This window comes from Brevibacterium sp. S22 (assembly GCF_004745485.1).
In the GTDB taxonomy this organism is placed as follows: Bacteria; Actinomycetota; Actinomycetes; order Actinomycetales; family Brevibacteriaceae; genus Brevibacterium.
Window position 1 is genome coordinate 38,525 of record NZ_RHFG01000025.1, and the last position, 23,514, is coordinate 62,038.

The 23,514-nt window shown below is 66.6% G+C and carries 21 protein-coding genes; 6 read left to right on the plus strand and 15 right to left on the minus strand.

The genetic code is table 11. From position 1 onward, the window contains the following. Nucleotides 1-197: 197 nt before the first annotated feature. Nucleotides 198-986: an SDR family oxidoreductase gene (locus EB835_RS16355; protein WP_135810518.1), complete on the minus strand. Its 789-nt coding sequence runs from the start codon at nt 984-986 to the stop codon at nt 198-200. A gap of 197 nt (nt 987-1,183) precedes the next feature. On the opposite strand from EB835_RS16355, the gene EB835_RS16360 reads away from it, so the two are divergent. From EB835_RS16360 to fabG, 5 genes are all read left to right on the plus strand, one after another. Then, a complete protein-coding gene (locus tag EB835_RS16360) occupies nt 1,184-1,687 on the plus strand; it encodes a DUF1990 family protein (RefSeq protein ID WP_135810519.1) in 504 nt (167 codons plus the stop codon). A gap of 84 nt (nt 1,688-1,771) precedes the next feature. Continuing rightward, nucleotides 1,772-2,593: a phosphotransferase family protein gene (locus EB835_RS16365; protein WP_240688803.1), complete on the plus strand. Its 822-nt coding sequence runs from the start codon at nt 1,772-1,774 to the stop codon at nt 2,591-2,593. Nucleotides 2,594-2,711: 118 nt separating this feature from the next. After that, nucleotides 2,712-3,878: a CaiB/BaiF CoA transferase family protein gene (locus EB835_RS16370; protein ID WP_135810520.1), complete on the plus strand. Its 1,167-nt coding sequence runs from the start codon at nt 2,712-2,714 to the stop codon at nt 3,876-3,878. 351 nt (nt 3,879-4,229) lie between these two features. Next, complete coding sequence (locus EB835_RS16380) at nt 4,230-5,393, plus strand: acyl-CoA dehydrogenase family protein (RefSeq protein ID WP_135810521.1); 1,164 nt, start codon at nt 4,230-4,232, stop codon at nt 5,391-5,393. Nucleotides 5,394-5,561: 168 nt separating this feature from the next. Next, nucleotides 5,562-6,371: a 3-oxoacyl-ACP reductase FabG gene (fabG, locus tag EB835_RS16385; RefSeq protein WP_135810522.1), complete on the plus strand. Its 810-nt coding sequence runs from the start codon at nt 5,562-5,564 to the stop codon at nt 6,369-6,371. A gap of 229 nt (nt 6,372-6,600) precedes the next feature. On the opposite strand, the gene EB835_RS16390 is transcribed toward fabG, so the two are convergent. Both EB835_RS16390 and EB835_RS16395 read right to left on the minus strand, forming a co-directional pair. Continuing rightward, nucleotides 6,601-7,914, minus strand: a complete 1,314-nt coding sequence (locus tag EB835_RS16390; RefSeq protein WP_135810523.1) for an acyltransferase family protein — start codon at nt 7,912-7,914, stop codon at nt 6,601-6,603. 91 nt (nt 7,915-8,005) lie between these two features. Next, complete coding sequence (locus EB835_RS16395) at nt 8,006-9,913, minus strand: amidohydrolase (RefSeq protein ID WP_135810524.1); 1,908 nt, start codon at nt 9,911-9,913, stop codon at nt 8,006-8,008. A gap of 92 nt (nt 9,914-10,005) precedes the next feature. Between EB835_RS16395 and EB835_RS16400 the strand changes: the two genes are divergently transcribed. Continuing rightward, nucleotides 10,006-10,503 (plus strand): hypothetical protein, encoded by a 498-nt coding sequence (locus tag EB835_RS16400; protein ID WP_135810525.1) that lies wholly within the window; start codon nt 10,006-10,008, stop codon nt 10,501-10,503. Between the two features lie 203 nt (nt 10,504-10,706). Here the strand turns inward: EB835_RS16400 and EB835_RS16405 are convergent, their stop codons facing one another. The 12 genes from EB835_RS16405 to EB835_RS16460 all read right to left on the minus strand — a co-directional run bounded on the left by EB835_RS16405 (nt 10,707) and on the right by EB835_RS16460 (nt 22,993). Further along, nucleotides 10,707-11,399 (minus strand): ATP-binding cassette domain-containing protein, encoded by a 693-nt coding sequence (locus tag EB835_RS16405; RefSeq protein ID WP_135810526.1) that lies wholly within the window; start codon nt 11,397-11,399, stop codon nt 10,707-10,709. Further along, on the minus strand, nt 11,396-12,463 hold the full coding sequence (locus EB835_RS16410; RefSeq protein WP_135810527.1) for an ATP-binding cassette domain-containing protein: 1,068 nt from the start codon (nt 12,461-12,463) through the stop codon (nt 11,396-11,398). Before EB835_RS16410 ends, EB835_RS16405 begins: the two co-directional genes overlap by 4 nt. Then, on the minus strand, nt 12,460-13,305 hold the full coding sequence (locus EB835_RS16415; protein ID WP_135810528.1) for an ABC transporter permease: 846 nt from the start codon (nt 13,303-13,305) through the stop codon (nt 12,460-12,462). The genes EB835_RS16410 and EB835_RS16415 overlap by 4 nt, the downstream gene beginning before the upstream one ends. Continuing rightward, the gene (locus EB835_RS16420; protein WP_135810529.1) at nt 13,302-14,327 is read right to left on the minus strand and encodes an ABC transporter permease subunit; all 1,026 of its coding nucleotides are present in this window, start codon (nt 14,325-14,327) and stop codon (nt 13,302-13,304) included. Before EB835_RS16420 ends, EB835_RS16415 begins: the two co-directional genes overlap by 4 nt. Beyond that, complete coding sequence (locus tag EB835_RS16425) at nt 14,297-15,889, minus strand: ABC transporter substrate-binding protein (RefSeq protein ID WP_168216765.1); 1,593 nt, start codon at nt 15,887-15,889, stop codon at nt 14,297-14,299. Before EB835_RS16425 ends, EB835_RS16420 begins: the two co-directional genes overlap by 31 nt. A gap of 176 nt (nt 15,890-16,065) precedes the next feature. Then, on the minus strand, nt 16,066-16,803 hold the full coding sequence (gene ureG / locus EB835_RS16430; RefSeq protein WP_135810531.1) for an urease accessory protein UreG: 738 nt from the start codon (nt 16,801-16,803) through the stop codon (nt 16,066-16,068). Between the two features lie 95 nt (nt 16,804-16,898). Further along, nucleotides 16,899-17,780: an urease accessory protein UreD gene (locus EB835_RS16435; protein ID WP_135810532.1), complete on the minus strand. Its 882-nt coding sequence runs from the start codon at nt 17,778-17,780 to the stop codon at nt 16,899-16,901. Continuing rightward, entirely contained in the window at nt 17,758-18,495 is a 738-nt protein-coding gene (locus tag EB835_RS16440) for an urease accessory protein UreF (RefSeq protein ID WP_135810533.1), read from the minus strand. The genes EB835_RS16435 and EB835_RS16440 overlap by 23 nt, the downstream gene beginning before the upstream one ends. A gap of 8 nt (nt 18,496-18,503) precedes the next feature. Continuing rightward, on the minus strand, nt 18,504-20,216 hold the full coding sequence (locus tag EB835_RS16445) for an urease subunit alpha (protein WP_135810534.1): 1,713 nt from the start codon (nt 20,214-20,216) through the stop codon (nt 18,504-18,506). Next, nucleotides 20,209-20,820, minus strand: a complete 612-nt coding sequence (locus EB835_RS16450) for an urease subunit beta (RefSeq protein ID WP_135810535.1) — start codon at nt 20,818-20,820, stop codon at nt 20,209-20,211. Before EB835_RS16450 ends, EB835_RS16445 begins: the two co-directional genes overlap by 8 nt. Beyond that, nucleotides 20,820-21,122: an urease subunit gamma gene (locus tag EB835_RS16455; protein ID WP_092009102.1), complete on the minus strand. Its 303-nt coding sequence runs from the start codon at nt 21,120-21,122 to the stop codon at nt 20,820-20,822. Before EB835_RS16455 ends, EB835_RS16450 begins: the two co-directional genes overlap by 1 nt. Nucleotides 21,123-21,937: 815 nt before the next feature. After that, nucleotides 21,938-22,993, minus strand: a complete 1,056-nt coding sequence (locus EB835_RS16460; protein ID WP_135810536.1) for a hypothetical protein — start codon at nt 22,991-22,993, stop codon at nt 21,938-21,940. Nucleotides 22,994-23,514 lie beyond the last annotated feature (521 nt).

Genomic DNA, 23,514 nt, shown 5'->3' on the forward strand with positions numbered 1-23,514 from the left:
CCGATTCTAGTGAATGAAATCACCCCCGACAAACCCCCGGTCCAGGCGCAGGTCGGCGGCGCGGTCGGCGCTCCTGCCAGTGCCTTCGGTGGTCGAAATGGTCACGCAATCCCGCGGCCGAACGTGACCATTTCTCCCACTTAAGCGGCCTTCCCCCAAGCACCGCACCCTCGCCGAGGCGGCTCGACGCGTCCGGCTCAGGCGCTGCCGCCGGCCGTGATGACGCCGCCGTCGGCGGTGAGTACCTGGGCGGTGATCCATCCGGCGTCGGCGGAGGCGAGGTAGGCGACGGCGCCGGCGATGTCCTCAGGGGTGCCGAGTCGGCCCGCCGGGTAGGTGGCGGCGACCTCGGCCTCGCGGCCTTCGTAGAGTGCGGTGGCGAAGTCGGTCTTGACGACTGCCGGGGCAACAGCGTTGACGCGGATATCGGGGCCGAGTTCGACGGCCAGCGACCGCGTGAGGTGCGAGACCGCGGCCTTCGAGATTCCGTAGAAGCTGATCCCGGGGCTCGGAACCTCTCCGGCCACCGAGGAGATGCTGACAACCCGGCCCTTGTTTTCGCGGAAGTTCAGGCCTTCATGGTGGACGGCTTCCTGAACCCAGGCGAGCGTGCCGATGACATTGACGTCGAGGATTTTCCGAGCAGCGTCGAGGTCGATGTCGATGAGCGGTCCGTAGACAGGGTTGATGCCGACGTTCGTCACAAGCACGTCGAGCTGGCCGAACTTCTCCGCGATCGTGTCATAGACCTCCGCACGGTGGGCGGGATCGTCGGACTTCCCGGCGATGCCGAGCGCGGTGCCGTCGGGGAACTGCGCGACCGCCTCGGCGAGGGCATCTGCCTTGCGGGCGGTGAGGATGACGGTCGCACCTTCGGCGTTGAGCCGCTGGGCGATGCCGAGTCCGATGCCGCGGCTGGCACCGGTGATGAGGGCGACCTGCCCGGCGAAGCGCTGTCCGGACTGCGGGGTGGTGGACTCTGACATGCGTGAACTCCAGTGTTCTGTCGGTGATGGTGGACTCTGATCGAGATTGATCGTTCGTTCAGTATCTGGATTCATCGTAGCCACGGCACACCGCCGCTGACAAGACTACTCACGATAAGGAGGCCGGGGCGGGGCATCCAAGGCTCCACTGCAGGTGAGCACGCCATGGCGAATGGGCCGTGGGCGAGAATGGAGACATGAACCATCTCGAGCATCACCTCGACGTCGGCCCAGCGGATCTGTTCCCACTCGCACGCGAAGCTGTCCTCACGTGGGGCCTCCAGGAGGGGGCCGGGGTGATCGTCCGTCCGGTTCGGCGCGTGCACCTCGGTCAGGTCGTCGATCTTCGACTCAATCCGGTCTGGCCGACCTCGCCGAGGCGGTCCCGCGGTCGCGATCTCACCCTCCGCGTCGGCTCGTGCGTGGTCACCGAGGTCATCAATGAGGAGTCTCGCGCCGGTTTCGCCTACCGCACACTCCCCGGACATCTCGAATCGGGCGAGCAGACCTTCCTCGTCGAGCAGCGGTCGAGTGGCCGACTCGTCACCACGATCGTCTCGGACTCCGTACCAGGTCATCCGCTGTTCGCAGCCGCGGCTCCGCTGTCGGTCGCGGCTCAGCGGATGATGGCCCGTCGCTACGCGGCCGGAATGCGCCGGGCACTCACCCGGGGCGAGTCTCTCTTCACCTCACCTCGCTGAGCCCAAGCCCGAACTCGCATCTCTCCTCACCGAGCCCGCCCCTGAGCCAAACACTTCGGCTCGCTCGGGCGATACGATGCCACCATGGCCACCGCACAGGAGCACGCACTCAGGTCCGCCTCGGCGCTGTTGGGTCGTGAGCTGCGGTTGCTCAAGGTCTTCACCGCCGGCCAGCATGCGACGACGCTGCTCGTCTCGGACGGGGAGGATGAACTTGTCGTCCGCTCCTTTCCCGCCGGTGACGGCACCGTAGCGAAGGAACCCGAGGCACTGCGACGGCTGCGTTCGCTCGGCGAGCTGGTGCCGCGGCTCGTCGCCCATCGGCCCGATCTCAACGATCCGCTCGTCATCACGACAAGAGTCTCTGGCTCCACTCCGGATCCGACACTTCCCGCCTCAACGATCGCGCGCGAAATGGCGAGAGCACTCTCGCGCATCCACGACCTCGACGGGGCCGGCCTCCCTCCGGCACCGACTCGACCACCCGCCGGAGACTCCCCCATCGCACACCGCGTCCGTACCGGCTTCTCACAACTGCTCGAAGGCGAGCGCGTCCTCAGCCACGGCGACTTCTGGTGCGGCAATGCCCTCTGGTCGGGTACACACCTCACCGGTGTCGTCGACTGGACCCACGCCTCGCACGCACCCCGCGGTCGCGACCTCTCGTGGTGCCGCCAGGATCTCGTCTTACTCAGCTCCCCCGATGCTGCCGCCGAATTCCTCGACGAATACGAGTCCCTGCTCGGCCGCCGGATCACCGACATCCACGCCTGGGATCTGCACGCGGCAGCGAGCGCGATCGACCGCGTCGAGACCTGGCTGCCGAACTACCACGGCATCGGACTCACAGAGATGACAGCCGAACTGCTCCGGCACCGCCTCGACGAGTGGAATGCCAAGCTCTGAGCGTGGCACACGGGACCATTCATTAACTTTTCTGCAATAATCCACTTCTATTATTCTTCATTACCGGTTAATGTGGACTGAGCCACAGAACGACCCGATCGAGAATGGACTCCGCGTAATGACCGACCCTGACGACCTTCTCGCCCGCTCCGGCAACGGCCCCCTGTCGGGCCAGATCGTCGTCGACTTCTCTCGCGTCCTCGCCGGTCCCTATTCGACGATGATGCTCGCCGACCTCGGCGCTACTGTCATCAAGGTTGAAGGCCCCAAGGGCGATGACACGAGGCATTGGAGCCCACCGGCTCGTGACGATGACGCCACCTACTACCTGTCGATCAACCGCAACAAGTTCGACATCGTCCTCGACTTCTCCGACCCCGACGACCTCGCAGTCGCCCAGGACCTCGCTGCCCGAGCCGACATCATCGTCGAAAACTTCAAACCCGGCGGGCTGAGGAAGTTCGGCCTCGACTATGACTCCGTCACCGCCGCCAACCCCGAGGTCGTCTTTGCCTCGATCACCGGGTTCGGCCCCGAGAATCCGCTGCCCGGGTACGATCTGCTCGTCCAGGCCATGTCCGGCTTCATGTCGGTTACGGGCAGCCCCGAGGGCTCGCCCTTTCGAGCCGGTGTCGCTGTCTTCGATGTCATCACCGGCCTGCACACGACGATCGGCATCCTCGCCGCGGTCCAGCACAAGACTTTGACCGGTGAAGGCCAGCACGTCGAAACGAACCGCATGTCCTCGGCGATGTCCGGACTGGCCAACCAGTCCGGAGCCTATGCCGCGGCCGGGGCGAACCCGACCCGCATGGGCAACGCCCACCCGAGCCTCTACCCGTATCAGCCGATGGCCACGAAGTCCGGTGAGATCATCGTCGCCGCCGCCAATGACGGCCAGTTCCGGATCCTCGCCGAGGTGCTCGGCCGTCCCGATTGGGCCCGGGATGAGCGGTTCGCCGAAGCCAAGACCCGCAACGCCAACCGTGCCGAACTCGAACCCGAGCTGCTCGAAGCCCTGCAGGCCCACACCGCCCAGGAATGGTTCGACCGGCTGTCGGACGCAGGCCTGCCCTGCGCACCGATCAATACGATCGTCGAAGGCGTCGAACACGCCAAGAGCCTCGGCTTGGAGCCGGTCGTGGACACCGGCAGCGGCGAGCGCGTCATCCCAACGGTCCGCAATCCGATCACCTTGTCGAAGTCGCAGGTCTCCTACGACCTCGCTCCCCCGGAGCTCGGAGCCGACTCCGACCGGGTCCGTGCCTGGCTGGCGAGCCGATGACCGCGGGCCTCGAACCGATGGTCGCGGGCTTCGCATCGAAGGTCGCGGGTTTCGAACCGAGGGTCGCGGGCTTCGAGCCGATGACCGCGGGCCTCGAGCCGTGGGCCGCGAGCTGCAAGGCTGCCTCACCACACTCGATGCACCGTCACTCCCCCACACGTGGCACATCTGCCCACCACATTCGGCGCATCTGTCCATCACATCTGGTACGTCGGTCGCCACAAATGGTGCACCGGCCGCCACATGTGGTGCATGCCATCTGTCCGCGAACAGATGGCATGCACCAGATGTGGCGGCGCAACCTGGCCACACTCTTCAACCCGGCACGCGCCCTCGAAGGAGACACACCCCATGGACACCACTGAACTCGACGACGTCCTCACCGCCGTCCGCGAATTCGTCCGCGAGAAGGTCGTCCCGCTTGAGACCCAGGTCGAGGACGAAGACGCCTTCCCCGAGAGCATCATCAAGGAATCCGCCGAGATGGGACTTTTCGGCTGGGCCCTGCCGGAGGAGTACGGCGGGCTGGGAATGAACGCCGAACAGGACGCGCTCCTGGCCATGGAACTCGGCTACACCACCCCGTCCTTCCGCTCCCTCTTCGGCACAAACAACGGCATTGCCGGACAGGTGCTCGTCAACTACGGCACCGCTGACCAGAAGTCCGAATGGCTGCCGCGCCTGACCTCCGGCGAGGTCGTCGCCTCCTTCGCACTCACCGAGTCCGAGGCCGGCTCCGACCCCTCCGGGCTGCGAACCAAGGCAACCCGCGACGGCGATGACTACATCGTCAACGGCTCCAAGCGCTTCATCACGAACGCCGAATCCTCCGATGTCCTCATGGTCTTCGCCCGCACCGACCCGAACGCCACCGGCTCGAAGGGCATCTCCGTCTTCCTCGTGCCCACGAAGTCCGAGGGCGTGACCGTCGGACCCCACGACCACAAGATGGGCCAGGCCGGTGCCTGGACCTCGGAGATCTTCTTCGACGATGTCCGCGTGCCCGCCGCCAACCTCATCGGCGGTGAGGAGGAGAAGGGCTTCTACGCGGCAATGGCCTCACTGAACAAGGGCCGCCTGCACATTGCAGCAATCTGTGTGGGTCAGGCGATCCGCATCCTCGACGAATCCGTGAAGTTCGCCGCCGAGGCGAAGCAGGGCGGGGAGCCGATCGCCATGTTCCAGCTCGTCCAGGCGATGCTCGCCGACATCTACACCGACACCGCCGCGGCGAAGGCACTCGTCCTCGCGGCCGCTCAACGCTGGGACGAAGAGACCGATCGCAAGCTCGGCCCCTCCTCGGCGAAGCTCTTCGCCTCCGAAGCACTCGCCCGCATCGCCGACAAAGGTGTGCAGATCCAAGGCGGCATGGGTTACATGCGCGAATCCGCGGTCGAGCGGTTCTACCGCCATGCCCGCCTCTTCCGGATCTACGAAGGCACCTCCGAAGTCCAGCGCGTCGTCGTCGCCAAGCAGCTGCTGGGCGGCGCGCACAAACCGCAGTTCAACCTCTGACCCGCAGGGAAGTATCCTGCTCGCATAACGGCCGCATCGACGGGCCGCCTCGGCGAGCTCCGCCCTGCCCGGCCCACCTCGAGCGCCCGGCCATCATCGAGCGTCCAGCCGTCTTCGACCGCCCGGCCACCTACGAACACCCTGCCACCCACGAACGAAAGGCATCTCATGACTGAATCCACTACCGCGAACTCCGGCATCACCATCACCGAAACCGGCGGAGTCACCGCCGTCCCCGGCCTGCTCAGCGGCAAGGTCGCCGTCGTCACCGGCGGCGGACAGGGGCTGGGCCTGTCGATGGCCCGCAGCCTCGTCGACTCCGGCGCGAAGGTCGTCATCGCCGATATGAACGAGGAGACCCTGCAGGCGGCCGTGGTCGAGCTCGGCGGAGACGGCGTCGCCACGGGCGTCGTGTGCAACGTCTCCGACCTCGCGGCCGTCGAGAAGCTCGCCGAGGCGGCCACGACCGCTTTCGGCGGCGTCGACATCTGGGTCAACAACGCCGGCATCACCCGTGATGCGACGATCCGGAAGATGACCGAGAAGGACTTCGACGACGTCATCTCCGTCCACCTGCGCGGCACGTGGAACGGGCTCAAGGTCGCGACCGCGCTCATGCGCGAACAGGACCGCGGCGGCTCGATCATCAACGTGTCCTCGATCAGCGGCAAGGTCGGCAACCCCGGCCAGTCGAACTACTCCGCGGCGAAGGCGGGCATCGTCGGCATGACGAAGGCCGTGGCCAAGGAGGTCGCGTTCAAGAACATCCGCATCAACGCCATCCAGCCCGGCTTCATCAACACCGCAATGACCGCGGCCATGCCCCAGAACGCCATCGAATCGAAGCTCGCCGAGATCCCCCTCGGACGTCCGGGCGAACCCGAAGAGGTCGCCTCCGTCGTGCTGTTCCTCGCCTCCGGCCTGTCGAGCTATCTCACCGGCACCGTCACCGAGATCTCCGGCGGCCGCAACATCTGACCCAGCCTCCCCTCGCCGAGGCGGAGCGACATCAGCGTCGAACCTCGCCGAGGCGGGTCACCGTTCGAATCGGTCCGACGTCCCCGCGGGGACGTTGGGCCGATTGTCATTGAGTGGGACGCGCCGCCGCGGGGACGTTTCATCACCGCGGTCGGACCTTCTCGGCAAGGTCGATCCATTCGCGTCGCCGCGGTGAGGTTTCAGCGCGGGCGGACCTCCTCGGCGAGGGTCAGCTCGTCATGGTTCGCCGTCCGGGGAGGCGGACGACGCCGAAGACGAACATGCCGATGAGCGGCAGCAGCGGCCAGATCCAGGTGACGCCGCCATCGTCGACCATTCCGGTGTCGGCCATGATGGCCAAGCCCGCGCAGATGAACGCCGAGGCGGCGATCGGCATCCACATCGGCGGCGCGGGCCGGTCGTCGGGTGCCGGTGATTCGAATCGGCCGAATACGAAGACGAGCACCCCGGTGATCGCCAGCAGAACGAGGGCCCACAGCGGACGGGTCAGCCACCAGATCCCGGTCAGCGGAGTCGGCAGCAGGGCCTCGGCGTCGAGGGCGATGAGCACATTGGCCAGGGCTGTCAACGCGGTCAGATGCCAGAGGAACCAGGTCATGATGCGCTGGTTGACGAGCACCGTGAGGAACCAGAGTCCGGGACTGTGCAGAAGCCTCGCCACAGGCCGCTGGAGCATGAGCACGATTCCGGCCTGGGCCATGCCGAGGAAGGCCATCGTCACTCGGGTCGGGGCGGAATTCGAGATCGTGTCGGTGCCGGCGGTGATCATCGAGACCGGGTACGGTCCGAATCCGACGAGGAGTCCGAGGCCGACGGCGCCGATGACGAAGAGCACCAGGCAGCGTTTCAGGCTGGTCAGTCGGCCGTCGAGCCAGGCGTAGCCGAACTGGTGGAAGCTCGCCCAGACGAGCAGGTAGTTCGGATAGCCGGCGAGCCTGCTGTCGGTGACGATGCTGATGAGGTCGATGATGCCGGCCAGAACGATCCCGACGATGATCGACCACCAACCCCATTTCTCCCACAGGATCAGACACGGTGGGGCGACGATGACGACGAGCAGGTAGGCGGCGAGGAACCAGGTCGGCACGAGTGCCATCTGGGAGGCCAGCTGCACGGCGGCGGGTTCGGCGCCGGCGGACAGGGCGATGACGCAGGTGGCCAGCCAGGTCAGCAGCAGCGGGATGAGCGGCAGGCCGAGTCGGCGCAGGCGTGCCCGCAGCCATTCGGCGTAGCCGGTGTTCTTGCGCCTGGCTGAGCGCCACGACAGAGCGTTGGAGTACCCGCCGACGAGGAAGAAGATCGGCATCACCTGGAACACCCAGGTCAGAGGGTGTGTCCACCGGGCCTGGTCGAGCAGTCCGTGCGGGTCGATTCCGCCGCCGGCGCTGACGGCGATGATCGTCCAGTGGCCGAGCACGACGACGGTGATCGCCGCAGCTCGCAGGAAGTCGACCTCGCGGCTGCGAGTGTCCGGGGTCGCCTCATCGACCTTGCGGGCCTGGGCCAGGAACGAGCGGGGCATGCGGGGACTTCCTTGTCGATCGGTGCTGAGGGGGTGGGGGCTGGGAGCTGGGGTTCGCCCTTCGCCGAGGCGGTCGTCCACCTCGGCGAGGTCAGGCTCGGTACTTGATCTCGCCGCCGACGACGGTGAGCGCGACTCGAGTGTCACGGATCGCTTCGGCGTGGGCGAAGAGAGCCTCCTCGGAAGCGTAGCCGAGCAGGCCGTCGCTCGACACGCGTGAGCCGTCGGGGTCGTTCGATACGCATGAGCCGTTGGGATCGTCCGACTGTGCGGCTGCCTCGGTGTTCCGACTATCGGCGTGCGCAGCCGCATCAGGGTTGAGCCCCTCGGCGCTCAGCCCTTCGGCCACGCACGGATCGATGTCGACGAGGATGAAGTCGGCGTCCATGCCTGGCGCCAGATATCCGCGCCGGTCTTCCAGGCCAGCGGCGAAAGCAGGGCCCTGAGTGTGCAGACGGATGGCCTCGACCGCGCTCAGGCGACGGCGCGGCTGGAAGGTCGTGGACGCATCACCGGAGATGTTCGCCCTGGTCATCGCCGCATAGATCGCGGCAAAGGGGTTGGCGGGTTCGACGGGGCCGTCGGAGCCGAAGACAACATGCGCACCCGCGTCGAGCAGGTCCGGCCAAGCGTAGGCGGCCAGCTGCGCGGACTCGTCGATGAGGTGGAGCAGGTGCAGGTCGGAGATGCAGTGCCGCGGCTGCATGGACGCGAACACCCCGAGCTCGGCGAAGCGGGCGACGTCCGTCGGCTGGATGAACTGGGCATGTTCGACACGGTGACGCATGGGCCGGCCGAACTTCTCCTCCGCGGCCCGCGTGGTCTCGCGCAGTCGTTCGAAGACGGCGAGCACATGGTGGTTCGCCTGGTCGCCGATGGCGTGGATGGCCACGGAGATGCCCGCCTCGGTGGCGATGTGCGCCTGATCGAAGAGTTCGTCCTCGGTCATCTGGGCGATGCCGAAGTTCTCGGTCTCACCGTCGGTCTCAGGGAAGGCCGAGGACATGTGGGAGGTGTGCGAGCCGAGCGCTCCGTCGGAGAAGAGCTTCAGCCCACCGCATTGCAGCCAGTCGTCTCCGTCGCCGGTATGCCATCCGGTCTCGATCGCCCACGGCACCTCGGGAGAGCGCAGGAACAGCGTGACCCGCATGTCCTGTCGACCGGTGTCGTGCAGGTCGTTCCAGCCCAGTGTCGCAGCAATGCCGTCGAAGTCGTGGATCCCGGTCAGCCCCTGGGACAGGAAGAGCTCTTGGGTGGTGGCGATGCGTTCGACCTGTTCCTCGCGGCTGGGTTCGGGGATGAAGCGGGCGACGAGATCGGTGGCGTCCTCGCGCACCAGACCGGTGAGCTGCCCGTCGTCGTCGCGGACGAAGCTGCCGCCGGACGGGTCGGGGGTCGCCTCGTCGATGCCGGCGATCTCGAGGGCGTGGGCGTTGACCCACAACGTGTGCAGATCGAGTGACCACATGGCCACGGGATGGTCGGGAACCTCGGCGTCGAGCAGCGTTCGGTCCGGGTAGCTCGGGTCCTCCCACTTGTTGAGGTCCCAGCCGGAGCCGACCACCCAAGCGCCCACCGGGAGGGAATCGGCGCGTTCGCGGATGGCCGCGACCGCCTCGGCGATGGATTTCGTCTGGGACAGATCAAGGTCAGTCAGGGAGTCGGCGTACATGATCGAGTGGATGTGGCCGTCGACGAATCCGGGCAGGATGACCTGGCCGCCGCAGTCGACTTCATCGATCTCGAGGCCGGGGATGACCGTGGTCGCGCCGACTCCACCCGCCGAGGCGAGCGCCGCCGTCGTCGACGACTGTGCGGCGGCGATGTCGAGCAGTTCGGCCCGGGTGCCGACGGCGACGATGGTCTCCCCGTCAACGAGGATCGCATCGGGGGCCGGATGGGTGAGGTCGAAGGTCGGGGCGGGGGTGTTCGAGCCCGGTGTGCTCGAGTCGGCCCAGGGTGCGAACGTGCGCACGACGGCGTTGGAGAACAGACGCATGGGCACCAGTCTAGAGCGGGTGCGGCGGCGGGGCTGGTCAGGTGCGGAGCGGGCGCGGCAGACATTCTTCTACGAGGAGTAGAATCAGGATTATGACTCATCTCTTCAGCACCGATGACTCGCGGCTGGCGGCGAGCGCTCGGATCATTCTGCCCGCCGTCTGGCTCGGGCTCATCATCGGCATCTCGCTCATCGAGGCGCCGCTGAAGTTCACGGCTCCCGGCATCACGATCCCGCTGGGGTTGGGCATCGGCCGCTTGGTGTTCGGCGTGATGAACTGGGTCGAGCTGGCCATCGCCGTGATTCTGCTGTGGGCGGTGCTCAAGTCGGGAGTCGACCGTGCCTTTCGGGCCGTGACCTGCGGGCTCATCGCGGTGCTCATCATCAAGGTCATCGTCATCCGGCCGCTGCTCAATCAGCGCACCGACGCCGTGCTCGCCGGTGTCGACGAGGGCGGGTCGTCGCTGCATCTGCTCTACATCGCCGCGGACGGGCTGCTCATCGTCGGCCTCATCGCAGCACTCGTGCTCGCCGTGCGCCGGTGGGTGACGATCCGACCGGCTGTCGCGGCAGGTTCCCCGGCCGAGTGACCATCCGGCCGGCGGTCGCGGCAGGTTCCCCGGCCGAGTGACGATCCGCCCGGCGATCGGAACCGACCAACCACATTTCGTGCGCACCAGCATCACGTTCGGTGCAGGGCGCGCCCACTTCCCGTCCCTCCCATCTGTTCGCGTCATGATGGGACGGACGGAAGGTGGTTGGGCCCACGCTCAATGTGGTCGTGCCCCCCGCCTCAGAGCGTGACGAAGGAATAGCCGACGTCGGTGGCGGCGACGAGGTCTCGGTCGTGGGTCGCCCAGACAATCGTCTTCCCCGCCTCGGCGAGGTCGTTGATGAGCCAGGCGATCCGTGCGGCATTCGAGGAGTCGAGCGCGGCCGTCGGCTCGTCGCACACGATGGTGTCGATGCCGCTGGCCAGCGCACGGGCGATGCACACGCGTGCCGCCTGACCGCCCGAGAGTTCGCCGCAGCGGTGGTGAGCCAGCTCTGGGCTGAGCAGCGCACGATCGAGCAGGGCCAGCAGATCGTGGCTGTCGTGCGAGCCTCCCGCACGCTCAGCACCGGCACCGCCGGCAGATCCGCGTGCCTGCCCAGCGGGCCGGGCGACTCCCTTCGACTGCCCCGCAGGACCGGAACCACCGGCCCCACCGCCTGATTCCCGTGCGGCCCGGGTGTGTTCGATGACCTCGGCGACGGTCAGGCGCGGGTTGAGCCATTCGCGAGGGTTCTGCGGAACGAGCACCCCGAGTTCCCCGTCGACCCGTCCGCTGCTCGGCCTGAGGAATCCCGTCATCGCCAAGCACACGCTGGTCTTTCCGCTGCCCGACGCGCCCTGCAGCACCGTCACCGTCCCCGCGGGGATGTCCGCGTCGACCGGTCCGACGCGTGTGGAGCCGTAGTCGATCACCAGATCGGTCAGCCTCATTCCGATCCTCCGCCGTCGTCGATGTGCTTCGGCCCCGATCCGGACGCAGTCCGCATCCGACCAGCCGGCTGACCCTGACCAGCGGTCCTGACCGATTCTTCGCCGAGGCGGCGCAGCTCGTCCCCGTCCCTGTACACCCAGGGCTTCGGCCGGGCGCCGTCGGCCAGCGGCAGCGGGTGCGCACCGGCGGCGGGTGCGGCCGCGGCCAACGCCTGAACATAGGCATTCGCGGCACGACCGGCGAAGAAGGCCGCGACTGAGCAGTCCTCGACGATGTGCCCGTTGAAGGCCACGGCCACTCGATCGCCGGGGCGGGCATTGCGCTGCAGACCCGACAGGTCGTGGGTCACCGCGAGCACGGCGCGGCTGCCGGCCGATGCCTGGTCATTAAGCACGCCCACCACGGCGTCGGCCTGCTCGGGGTCGAGGCCCGCGGTCGGTTCGTCGCAGACGAGCAGCCGTGGGGACTTCGCCACGGCTGCGGCCAAGGAGATGCGGGAGATCTGTCCACCGGAAACCTGATGCGGCAACCTGCGGAGGATCGAATTCTCCAATCCGTACGCTGCCAGGTCGGGACTGTCGAGGCCCGTTCGGGAAAACCACTCGGTCAATCGCATCGCCGGCGGGAAGGTGTCCATGGCATTCTGCGGAGCCCAGGCGATCACTCCGGAGCGACGAAGCTTCGCCATCGCCCGGCGACCCTGCCTGGTGCCGAGACCGATGCGCCCCCACCGAGTGCCGAGGTCGGTGCGCCCCTGCCCCGCGCCGAGGCCGATGCGACCGTCCCCGGGGGCAGCCGCCTCGGTGATGTCGCGCTTCTCACTGGCGACCCGCCCATCACGGGCCCCGACGATCTCACTGAGATCCAACACCCCGCTGACCTTCGCATCCACGGGGCTGAGGCCGGCGAGCAGATTGCACAGTGTGGATTTTCCGGCACCCGATTCGCCGACGAGCCAGGTGATGCCTCCGAGGCGCATCTCGAGGTTGAGCGCGGACAGCACCTCACCGGTGCCGGGAAGGCTCAGCGTGGCGGTGCGGATGCCGATGACGGGTTCGGTCACAGCGATCTGGGCCTCTCTCCGAGCCGGCGGGCCAGGATCGTCGGCGGCAGCAGCAACACCATGAGCGCACACGTCGGCACGACCAACGTCCACCACGCCCCGACCGTCATATCCGACTGCCCCCACGCGATCAGCGGCCCCAGCGACACCGCGGCCGGATCGACGCCGATCCCCAGAAACGCAGTCGTCGCCTCGTGCACGACCGCCGACGGGAAGATCACGGCCATCGCCGCCGCCACCCGACCCCCGGCCGCCGGCAGCACATGCCACCGCAGGATCTGGGTACGTCCGGCACCGAGGCAACGGTCGAACCGCACCCACCCGGACGTCCATTCCTCCCGCACCTTCGGTCCGATGAGCTGAGCCGCCAACGGCCAATGCGTCAGTGCCACGGTCACCATGATCGCCGTGCGACCACCACCGAGGATGCCGACCACGATGAAGGTGAACAACATCGACGGGACGACCAAGGTCGCGATGAGCAGTCCCGTCGACACCTTCGACAGACCGTTCGACAGGGTCGAGACCACACCGATTCCCGCACCGATCGCGGTGGTCACGGCCGCGGTGATGAGCGCGGCCAAGGCCGAGCCGCCCGCGGCGTCCCAGACGGTCACGGCCACACTGCGACCGAAATGGTCGGTGCCCAACAGGCCGCCGTCGACCGGCGGCAGGAGAGCACGAGAGAAGTCGGTGCCCTCACCGGGCATGAACCGTCCGCAGATGAGCAGGACGAGCAGAACTCCGAGGATGAGGACTCCCCACACCCGCCGGCTCGGGCGCAGTGAACGCCGCCTCGGACGCAGCGGCTGTCTGCTCGGGCTCTGATCCCGCCGGTTCATGCGTACCCCTTCCCGAGCCCGCCCGCCCCCGCACCGGAGACCAGGAAACGGTCGTCACCGCCGGCACCGAACGAACGCACACCGAGCACCAGTCCGGTCGTGACCGCCGCGGCGATCGCGGTGACCGTGGCCAGCAGCGGCAGGTCGGCACCGGCCGCCGCCTCGACGAGGGCATTGCCCAACCCCGGATAGGACAGGACCGCCTCGACGGCGGCTTCACCGAGCACGACGACGGGCACATAGATGACCGCCGGAGCCCGCACCGCGGACAGGACCGACGGCAGCACCGTGCGCACGCGTGCCGTCGAGGAGAAGCCGCGGCCGATGAGGGCGCGCGCCCACGGCGTCGACCATACTTCGGCGGCCGCAGATCGGGCGGCGGCGATGAGCATCGCCGACCATGCCAGAGCGATCGTGATCGCCACTGAGGGGATGAGGGTGATCGGGGCGCTGGTGGCCGGGTTCGGCAGCTGGCGTCCGAAAAGCACGACGATGATGAGGGCGATGAGGAACGACGGCACAGCCAACCAGGCGCCGATGAGCCCCGAGGCGGCCGAATGGTGGGCGAGCCCGGGGAACCTGGCCAGCAGCACCGAGGCGATGAGCACGATGACTGCGGTGATCACCACAGCGCACAGGGTGGCGGCCACGGTGTTGAGTCCCCGACCGAGGACCACCTCGCCAACAGCAGTGTGCAGCAGCCGCGAATACCCGAGGTCACCGGTCGTGAGGGAGGTCAGCAGCCACTGCCACCACGCGCCCGGCCAGCCCCCGGTGTCATAGGCGGCGGCGAGGTTCTCGCGGGCCTCCGCGGACGCGAATTCCCATCCGGCCACTGTGTGGGCCAAAGGATTCGACGGGGAGGCGGCGGAGAGCGCGAACACCCCTGCCCCGCCGGCCAAGCCGGCAAGGATCATCCCGCCGAGGACGATTCCGCCTCGGGCCAGGATGTGTCGGATCCGGGATGACCCGGATCCGGTCGGGTGCGATGTCAGTTCTTCTTCCAGTCGGCGAGGTTCCACCACGGTCCCCAATCGGAGCCGTGGACGTGCGGTTCGAAGGTCGTGTCGGGAACGTCCCAGCCTTCGGTGTCGGCGACGTAGGTGTGTTCGAGGAAGGCGACGATGAGGTAACTCGGCGCCTCGATGTACTGGGACTGCACCTGACGGTAGTCGGCATCGGCCGTGGCCTGGTCGGTTTCGACCGCGGCATGGTCGAGCACATCATCCGCGCCCGGGACCGCCATGTTCGCGGGGTTGTCGAAGACTCCGGAGGTCTTCGTCTGCGTGTGCAGCGAGGCCCTGATCTGGTGGTCGATGTTATAGGGCTGCTCACCACCGGCGTAGACGATGGCCTGTCCGGCCAGGTCCTTCTCGATGTCGTCCCATTCCTGGCCCTTGACCTCGAGCTTCACGCCCAGCTGCTCCAGCTGTGCGGAGATCTCGGCGGCGATGTCACCGCGCACTGTGTCTCCTGCCGGGTAGGTGACCGCGATGACGGCTTTCTTCCCGTCCTTGGCGCGCACACCATCAGACCCGGCCTTCCACCCGGCCTCATCGAGCAGCTTCTTCGCCTCGTCGAGGTCGACGTCGAATTCGGCCTTCGGATCGTAGGCGTCACCGTAGAATTCACCGACCGGGGTCGAGGCGGGTGTTCCATGACCGGCGAGCACCTCGTCGACGAGCTTCTCCCGGTCGATGGCGAGGTTGAGTGCCTTGCGCACTTCGGCGTTCTTCGTGAACGGGTTATCACTGGGCAGAGTGAGTCCGCGCCAGTCGGCTGTGCGAGCGGTGTGGATCTCCTGACCATCTCCCTTGATCTGGTCGACCGAGCGCGGAGGGACGGCAGCACCGGAGACCTTGCCGTCCTTGACCGCCGCGGCCAACGCCGAGGTGTCGGCGTAAGCCTGCAGGGTCACGGACTTCAGCTCCGGCGTCGTCCGCCAGTAGTCGTCGCGTGCTGTCAGCACTGCGGTGTCCTCGGTGAGCGAGTCGAGGGTGTAGGCACCGGTGCCCACGGGTACGGAATTGACCTTCCAGTCCGCGGCCGGGGTACCCTCTTCGATGGCTTCGGACGGCAGGATGCCGACGGCCAGACGCGAGGTGAAGGTGGGGGTCGGTTCGTCGAGTTCGAAGACGACGGTGTGATCGTCGGGGGTCTTCACCGCCTTGATCATGCGGAAGGCGTCGACGGATTCGGACGCCACCTCGGGGTCGACGATCGCCTCATAGGTTGCGGCCACATCCTCTGCATCGAAGTCCGATCCGTCGGAGAAGGTCACATCATCGCGCAGCTTCACCGTCCATTCCGTCGAATCGTCGTTCGGCTGCGGATCCTCTGCCGCCAGTGCCGGTGCGAGTTCGGGCATCTCCCCTGATCCGGAGTCCTCCTGCAGCCGCAGCAGGCCGTCGTAGAAAGGTGAGTTCCCGTCGACGGAGTACCCGTTGACGGGGTTGTACCCGCCGAGGTTCTCCGTGCCGATGACCAGCTCCGAGTCTCCCCCGCTGGGAGCTTCGCACCCGCTGAGCAGGAACGCGAGTGCCCCCGCTCCGGCCGTCCAGGCCGTCGACTTCCAAATCTTCATCCGTTCACCGGCCGCCGCAGCGGCCGTCCTCTCCTCCGTCGAATCCCTATGGGTCATCCCCTCGCCGAGGTTACCCTCCGAACCGGGCCGATGCTGACCCCAGCAGGCCCAGCTTCACCGTCCACACGCACCGAGGTGGGGATCGAGTCCCGGCCCCCACCTCGGTGATGGTGTCATCAGTGAGTATGAGCGGCTTCGCCCTCTTCGTGGGTGTGCATGTATCCGCCGCCATCGGCTTCTTCGTCGGCGTGGAAGTGCGGGGCCATCGGGCCCGGATCCACCGGGGTGTGGTCGCCCTTGACGAAGCGGGCGTGGACCTCGCGGACCCAGGCGGCCAGGGCCTCGACGGTCTCGGGGATCTTCCGGGACACTCCGAGCACGGGCTGTCCCTCACGAGCTTCACGAGCATCGTCGAGCATCTGTTCGACATCGACGTCGACGTGCGGGCCGAGGTCGATCTTGTTGATCACGAGCAGATCGGCGCGGCCGATGCCGGGTCCGCCCTTGCGTGCCACGTCACCGCCGCCGGCGACGTCGAGCACGAACAGCTGCGCATCGACCAGTGCCGGAGAGAACGTGGCGGTGAGGTTGTCGCCGCCGGATTCGACGAGCACGATGTCGAGCGGATCGAAGTCGGATTCGAGGGCCTCGACGGCGAGCAGATTCATGCTCACGTCATCGCGGATCGCGGTGTGCGGGCAGGCACCGGTCTCGACGGCGCGGATGCGCTCTTCGGGCAGGACGCCGGCGGCCTTGAGGAAGCGGGCGTCCTCGTCGGTGTAGATGTCGTTCGTGATGACCCCGATGCGGAACTCATCGGCCAGGGCCGTGCAGATGTTCGCGATCGATGAGGACTTGCCGGTCCCGACGGGCCCGGCGATTCCCAGGCGCAGTGCGCGCTTTCCGTTGCTCATGTTCTCCTCCGATGTACGTTGCGATGTGATGGTCTTCAGGATCTCGCCGAGGCGGCTTCACGGGCCCGTCCCGGCCCCCGGCGGGCGGCTCGGCGTCACCGTGGCACCGCGGACCAGCCGGTCTCCCGGCCCCACGGTTCGCCGAGTTCGGCCAGGGCGGCGTCGAGGCGTCTGCGCAGAGCCAGCCCGTCATCGCCGAGCGAGTTGACCTGCACGCAGGTCTCGTCGATGGGCAGCAGAGCCGACTTCGGATCGGCGATCACAGTCTCGGTCGGCAGTCCCCCATCGGGTTCGACGATGACGACCGAACCGACGCCGAGGCATCCGCCGACCACGGACGGGGTGTCGAATCCCTTCCCGGCGGGGCCGAGATCGAAGCGTTGGATGCTTAAGGCCCGGCCGCCTCGGCGGACGTTGAGTCGGGAACTCAAGCTTCCCGGATCCTCACCGTGGCGGCCGAGCAGCAGCTCTTCACGGAAGAACAGGCGAGCATCCTCGGCGAGGTCGATGTCGACGCGGTGGGTGTGGTGGCAGCCTCGGGCGGCGATGACGGGTTCGGGCACCCAGATCAGGGTGCCGCCTGATTCGACGGTGACTCGGCAGTGCATGAGCGAGGGGTCGCCGTGGGCTCCGGGCAGGACCAGGGTCGCCGAGACCTCGCGCAGCAGCAGGGTCGAACCCGCACCGACGTGGACGTCGAAGATGTAGTGGTCTCCGCCGAGCGGACCGGCCGCTGCGGTCGTCAGCGCCACTCGGGCGATGTTCGAGTCGCCGTCGACATAGGGTTCGAAGCCGCTGGCACCGGTGGGGCGTGGGACGAGAGGGGCCTGGCGGCGCAGTCCGTCGACGCGGGTGCGGGTGCGGCCGTTCGGGTCGGTGCCGTCCGTGGTCGTGGCGACCGAGGCCCGGCAGGTCATCCCGCTGGCCGAGCCCTTGGGGTTGAGCGCCCAGGTCTCAGGAAGCGAAGAGTCGAACATTGTCCCCCTCGTGCAGTTCGGCGGCGAAGTCCGACAGCGGCGCGCTGAGCGCGGGGATCTCGGCCGGGTCGCCGCGACCGAAGTCCGCAGCGCGTTCGGCAGCTTCGTCGAGGTCGTAGGCGAGGTCGATGATCGCACCGTGGGCTTGGAACGGGTCGATGTGCATGAGCTTGACCGCTGCCGTCGCGGGGCCCGTGACCGCTTCGTGGAGAACTGTTGCGGCCGTATCGGCATCGCTCAAGCCCAGCACGCGACCGACCGCACCGTAGACGATCGGCTGCTGCAGGTCCTTCGGGAAGGCGTCGAGCAGCGGGTGCGGGTGGATGCTGCGCATGGATCGGAGCATGAGCGTGCCCAGCCATGAACCGATCCGGCGCAGGGCCGGGGACGGGGTCCGAGCGATGAGCTCGGCGTCGAGGTCGCGCAGGGCCGCCTCGGCGAGGATGTCGGTCCCCGTGCTCGACTCTGCGGTCGATGTGGAGGTGGGGGCCGCCTCGGTGGGGGTGTCCTCTTCCAAGGCATTCCACGCGGCCACGGCGAAGGCAGCGTTCATCAGCCCTGTCGTGTGCAGGCGGCCGCGCAGGAAGTCGCGCAGCCCGTCGATGTCGTTCACCCACCCCTGACGGATGGCCTGCTCGAGCCCCGCCGAATGGGCGTACCCGCCGGTCGGCAGGCGTCCGTCGGCGAGGACGAGCAGTGCAGAGCGTGATCTCAAGCGCTGCCTCAGAACAGGAAGTAGCGCTGGGACATGGGCACGAACTCTGCGGGACGGTGTTCGACGAGTTCCCCGTCGATCTTGACCGCGTAGGTGTCCGTGTTGACTTCGATGTCCGGGCGGGCGGAGTTGCCGATCATGTCGTCCTTCGTGACCTTGCGCGTCGAGGTGATCGGCACGAAGTCGCGCTGGACCTTATCGAGCTTGCCTGCGATATCGTCGTCGATGGCCTGCTCGGACACGAACGCGAGGCTCGTCGCCGCCGCCGAGGCGGTGCGGTAGTTGAATCCGAGTCGTTCGGACACCGGCTGCGGGGTCGGGATCGACGCGTTCGGGTCCCCGAGCGCGGCGACCGCGGCCATTCCGCCCTTGAACACAGTGTGCGGGCGGACGGCGAACATCGAGGGCTGCCAGAGCACGAAGTCGGCGAGCTTGCCCGGTTCGATCGAGCCCACATAGGAGTCGATTCCGTGGGCGATGGCCGGGTTGACCGTGTACTTCGCGATATAGCGGCGAGCTCGGTTGTTGTCGGCCCGGTCGTCGCCGGCCAAGGGTCCGCGCAGCTTCTTCATCTGGTGTGCGGTCTGCCAGGTGCGCATGGCGACCTCGCCGATGCGGCCCATCGCCTGTGCGTCCGAGGACATGATCGACAGTGCGCCGAGGTCTTGGAGCACGTCCTCGGCCTCGATGGTGCCGGCGCGGACGCGGGACTCGGCGAAGGCGAGGTCGTTGGGCACCTGCGGGTTGAGGTGGTGGGCGACCATGACCATGTCGAGGTGCTCGTCGACGGTGTTGACCGTGAACGGACGGGTCGGGTTCGTCGAGGCCGGGAGCACGTTGAGCTCCGAGGCGATCTTGATGATGTCCGGGGCGTGACCGCCTCCGGCACCCTCTGTGTGGAAGGAGTGGAAGGTCCGACCTTTGACCGCTGCGAGCATGTCTTCGACGAATCCGGCCTCGTTGAGGGTGTCCGAGTGGATGGCGACCTGGACTCCGGTGTCATCGGCCACGGACAGGGCCTTGTCGATGACGGCCGGGGTCGCGCCCCAGTCCTCGTGGATCTTGAAGCCGGCGGCTCCGCCGCGCAGCTGTTCGTACAGGGCTTCTTCGTTCATCGTGTTGCCGCGGCCGAGGAACAGGACGTTGACCGGCCACGGGTCCATCGACTCGAACATCCGAGCCAGCCACCAGGGTCCGGGAGTGGCCAGGGTGGCTTTCGATCCCTCGGTGGGGCCGGTGCCGCCGCCGACCATCGTCGTGGTGCCGGCCATGAGGCCGACCTCGAACTGGTCGGGGCCGACGAAGTGGATGTGGGTGTCGATGGTGCCGGGGGTCATGATCAGACCATTGCCGCTGGCCACCTCGGTGTTGGGACCGACGACGAGGTCCGGGTGGACTCCATTCATCGTATCCGGGTTGCCGGACTTGCCGATGGCAACGAACCTACCGTCGCGGATGCCCACATCGGCCTTCACGACGCCCCAGTGGTCGAGGATGATCGCACCGGTGATGATGAGGTCAGGGGTGCCCTCGGCGCGGGTGCGCGAGGACTGGGCCATCGATTCACGGGCGGACTTGCCGCCTCCGAAGACGACTTCGTCGCCGCCGGCGCAGTAGTCCTTCTCGATCTCGATGACGATGTCGGTGTCGGCCAGGCGCACCCGGTCACCGACCGTCGGTCCGAACGACGCGACGTATTCCGAACGCGATATCTCAGCCATCCAAATCTCCTCTGCAGTCTCCGCGGAATCCCAGTGCGATGCGCGCACCCTGGATCGGGATCAGTTCGACTTCTTCATCGGCTCCGGGTTCGAAGCGCATGGCACCGCCGGACAGTACGTTCAGACGCTTGCCCCAGGCACGGGCACGGTCGAACTCGAGGCCGGGGTTGACCTCGGCGAAATGGAAGTGGGATCCGATCTGGATCGGACGGTCCGAGGTGTTGGCCACGTGCAGCGCCGTCACGGCCAACCCGGCGTTGATCTCGACGGGTTCGTCCTTGAGGAAGATCTCGCCGGGGATGACGCGGTCGGCCGAGGTGACCGGGGCATCGTGTTCCTGCCTCGGCGCCTGCCGTGTGCCGGAGCCGGGGCGACGGGGGCTCGACGGACTGCTCTCGCCCGAGGACGGATGGCGCGTCCGGTCGTCGACGCCCGGTTCGTCGATGACGGTGGCCTCGGCCTCTTCGTACTCGCGGCCGGGGTCGTCGGTGGCGTGCTCTGCGTCGAGGCTGCGGTCCTCGGGCTGGAGTTCGACGTTTTCGAACGGGTTGTCGAGGGTCTTGCTGTCGTCGTTCTGCTCGCCGGGGGCGGTTTCGTTGCTCATCATTGCAGCGGCCCCGTCACCGTCACGAGCTTCGTCCCGTCGGGGAACGTCGCCTCCACCTGTACCTGTGTGAGCATTTCGGGAACCCCTTCCATGACATCTTCTTTGGCCAGCACGTGGCGACCGGATTCCATGAGGTCGGCGACGGACTTGCCGTCGCGTGCTCCTTCGAGCAGGTAGGAGGTGATGATCGCAGTCGCCTCGGGCAGGTTGAGTTTGAGGCCACGCTCCTTGCGCTCGAGCGCGAGCTTTCCGGCGGTGTAGATCATCAACCGCTCTTGTTCGTAAAGACTGAGAAACACTGCTACTCCCGGTGACGTCGGCTGGTCAGCGTCGATTCGCTCGGATGAAGTGGAATGCCTTCAGGCTGTCGGACCGTCTGGCCGTCTGGACACTGGGCCGTCATACCATCGGGCCGGAACCGCGCCGGGCGTTTGAGACCCGATGCTGCCCGACACTTCCTAGGCCGGATTTCGGCGTCTCACCCGCGAGAATGCGCTCATGATCGCTACTTTACCCATCGGTCGGGGCCAGTCAAGCCCCGTTCGCACCCCCGAGCCGACTGGTGACCGACACCACCGAAAAGGCCCCCGGCCCGGTGACCGGCGCCACCGGAACTGGGCAGCATGATGTGGGGACGGGCATCGGTGGAAGGGGCGCATGAGGCGGGGCGGTCGCCACCGTAACGGGGCGCATGAGACGAAAGCCGGCACCACGGTAACGGGGCGCCGGCAGGGATGTTTCGGAACGGGGCACATGAGACGAAGGCCGGCACCACCGTATAGGCCGCCGAGAGGGCAGTCACGGAGCGATTCGGGGAGTTTCGAGTCGGGCGGTGGCGGCTCGCCGCAAAGAGACGTAAGCGGGCCGAAGCAGCACCTCGCCATCAGGCCTTCGTGAACCCGAAGCACAGGCACCGACGCCTCGGCGGCTCACAACCACTTTTCGTACACATTCCGCTACATTTCGTACGCCATGCGCCACATCGCGTCAGAACCATCAGGACGCGAACTGATGTACTGCACCCCGAGTGGCGGACTATGTACCGAATGTATTGACCGGCTCGCGTGCAACCGCCGGCGACTGCTTCACGCCAACAGGAAGCAGCTCTTTGCTGTCACCCCCGTGCACCAGCAAACTTCTTCAGCTCGGGGGATTGCTCGAACAGTTTTGCCGAGAAGTCGCTGAGGTGCAGCAGTTCCGTGAAAGTGAAGTGGATGATCCGATACCCCAGCCCGAGGAGTCTGTTCTGCTGTTCGCCCTCGCTGCGCAAGAGCCGGGCCCCCATCATCACGTATTTCCCGCTGCCGTCCACGGCGATGATCGTGCGGGCACCTTCATGCACGAAATCCACGCGCGCAATGAATCCGCGCGCATCGTCAATGTTCACCTGTTGTTCGAAGCCCGTCAGCCGCAGCGCTTTGAGGTTCAATGAGCAATAGCTTTCAGCAATGCTCTCCGACACTGCACTCAGTGACTCAACCATGCTCTGCGCGGTCACATGTCCGGATTTCAGCCTCCCTACCGCTGGCAGAAAGTACTCCTCAATATGTTTTTGGCCAAGGTCGCGAAATCCCTGCGAGTACCCGAGCCTGGGGTTGAATCCTGGGATCGCTCGCACCACCGACTGCCGCAGTACCCATTCCATACCGGCAAATGCTGACTGCTGACCCCGAATTCCAATCAGGTCCAAACCGGTGCGAATCGCCGAGGTGGCTCGCAGATGACCGAAATTCACCTGGTCCGAATCGTCAATGGTGCACAGGGTTCTGACGATCTGCTTCGATGCTGAGTTGCTCGTAGGGTGCAGGACCGTGATCGGCCCTTTGGGTTCTTTGTACAGAGGGATGCCGTGGAGGATCGCGGCCGACGTGCCCGAAATCGTGTCATCCGGCCGGTAGTGCCGATAGCTCCAGATCGTCAGAGAGCGCAGAACATCCTGGTAGCCGAAATCTCCATCCAGATCAGCCTGCGTTCTACCTTCGTGAAGTCTGATCCACTCGATGTCGTCGATGAACCCCGCAATCCGGCGATGAGATGGCACCCGGCAGTCCCGCTTGACCGAATACACTCCCGCACAGAGCTTGAGCAGACAGCAGTTGAGAGCTTGTTTGATCGTGCGGGAGGCGACTCCGGCCGCGATGAATTCCTGCCGATAGACCACGTTCTTCATGCAGTGAGTCTGTGCGACGCTGCTGCACGAAGACGATGTCCTGAATCTCGCCTGTGGAAGCGACGTAGTTTTCCACATGTGATCGGCGCACGAGTGATGCAGAAGTCCACAAGCTCGCGATGGTGGGTGACCACACCAGCCTTGAGGCTCTGCAGGCGGGCAGGCACTGTCAAACCCACTACAGGCTTCCCTTGTCCAGAGAATTGTTTGCCCGTTGGCACACTCACCAGACTTGCATTCGTCCTCAGGAGTGAGTGCTCGAGTCGATGACGCAGCGGCCACGTCGCGTTCGAAGCACATCCAGGTTCGGTGCAACCGGGCACCACATTTCGTACTCGCGCAACCACATTTGATGCACACCGGCTTCACTTCCGGTGTCTGACATCTGTTCGCGGAGCCTGTTGCCGAATGGTTTCGGTTCTGGACCCGAAATTGCAGGAAACCTCAGCGACGTCGAAGTCCCGGCACCCAGACGGTTGGGATCTCGACATAGTCGTCAACGAAACAGCCCTCGGCGCGGT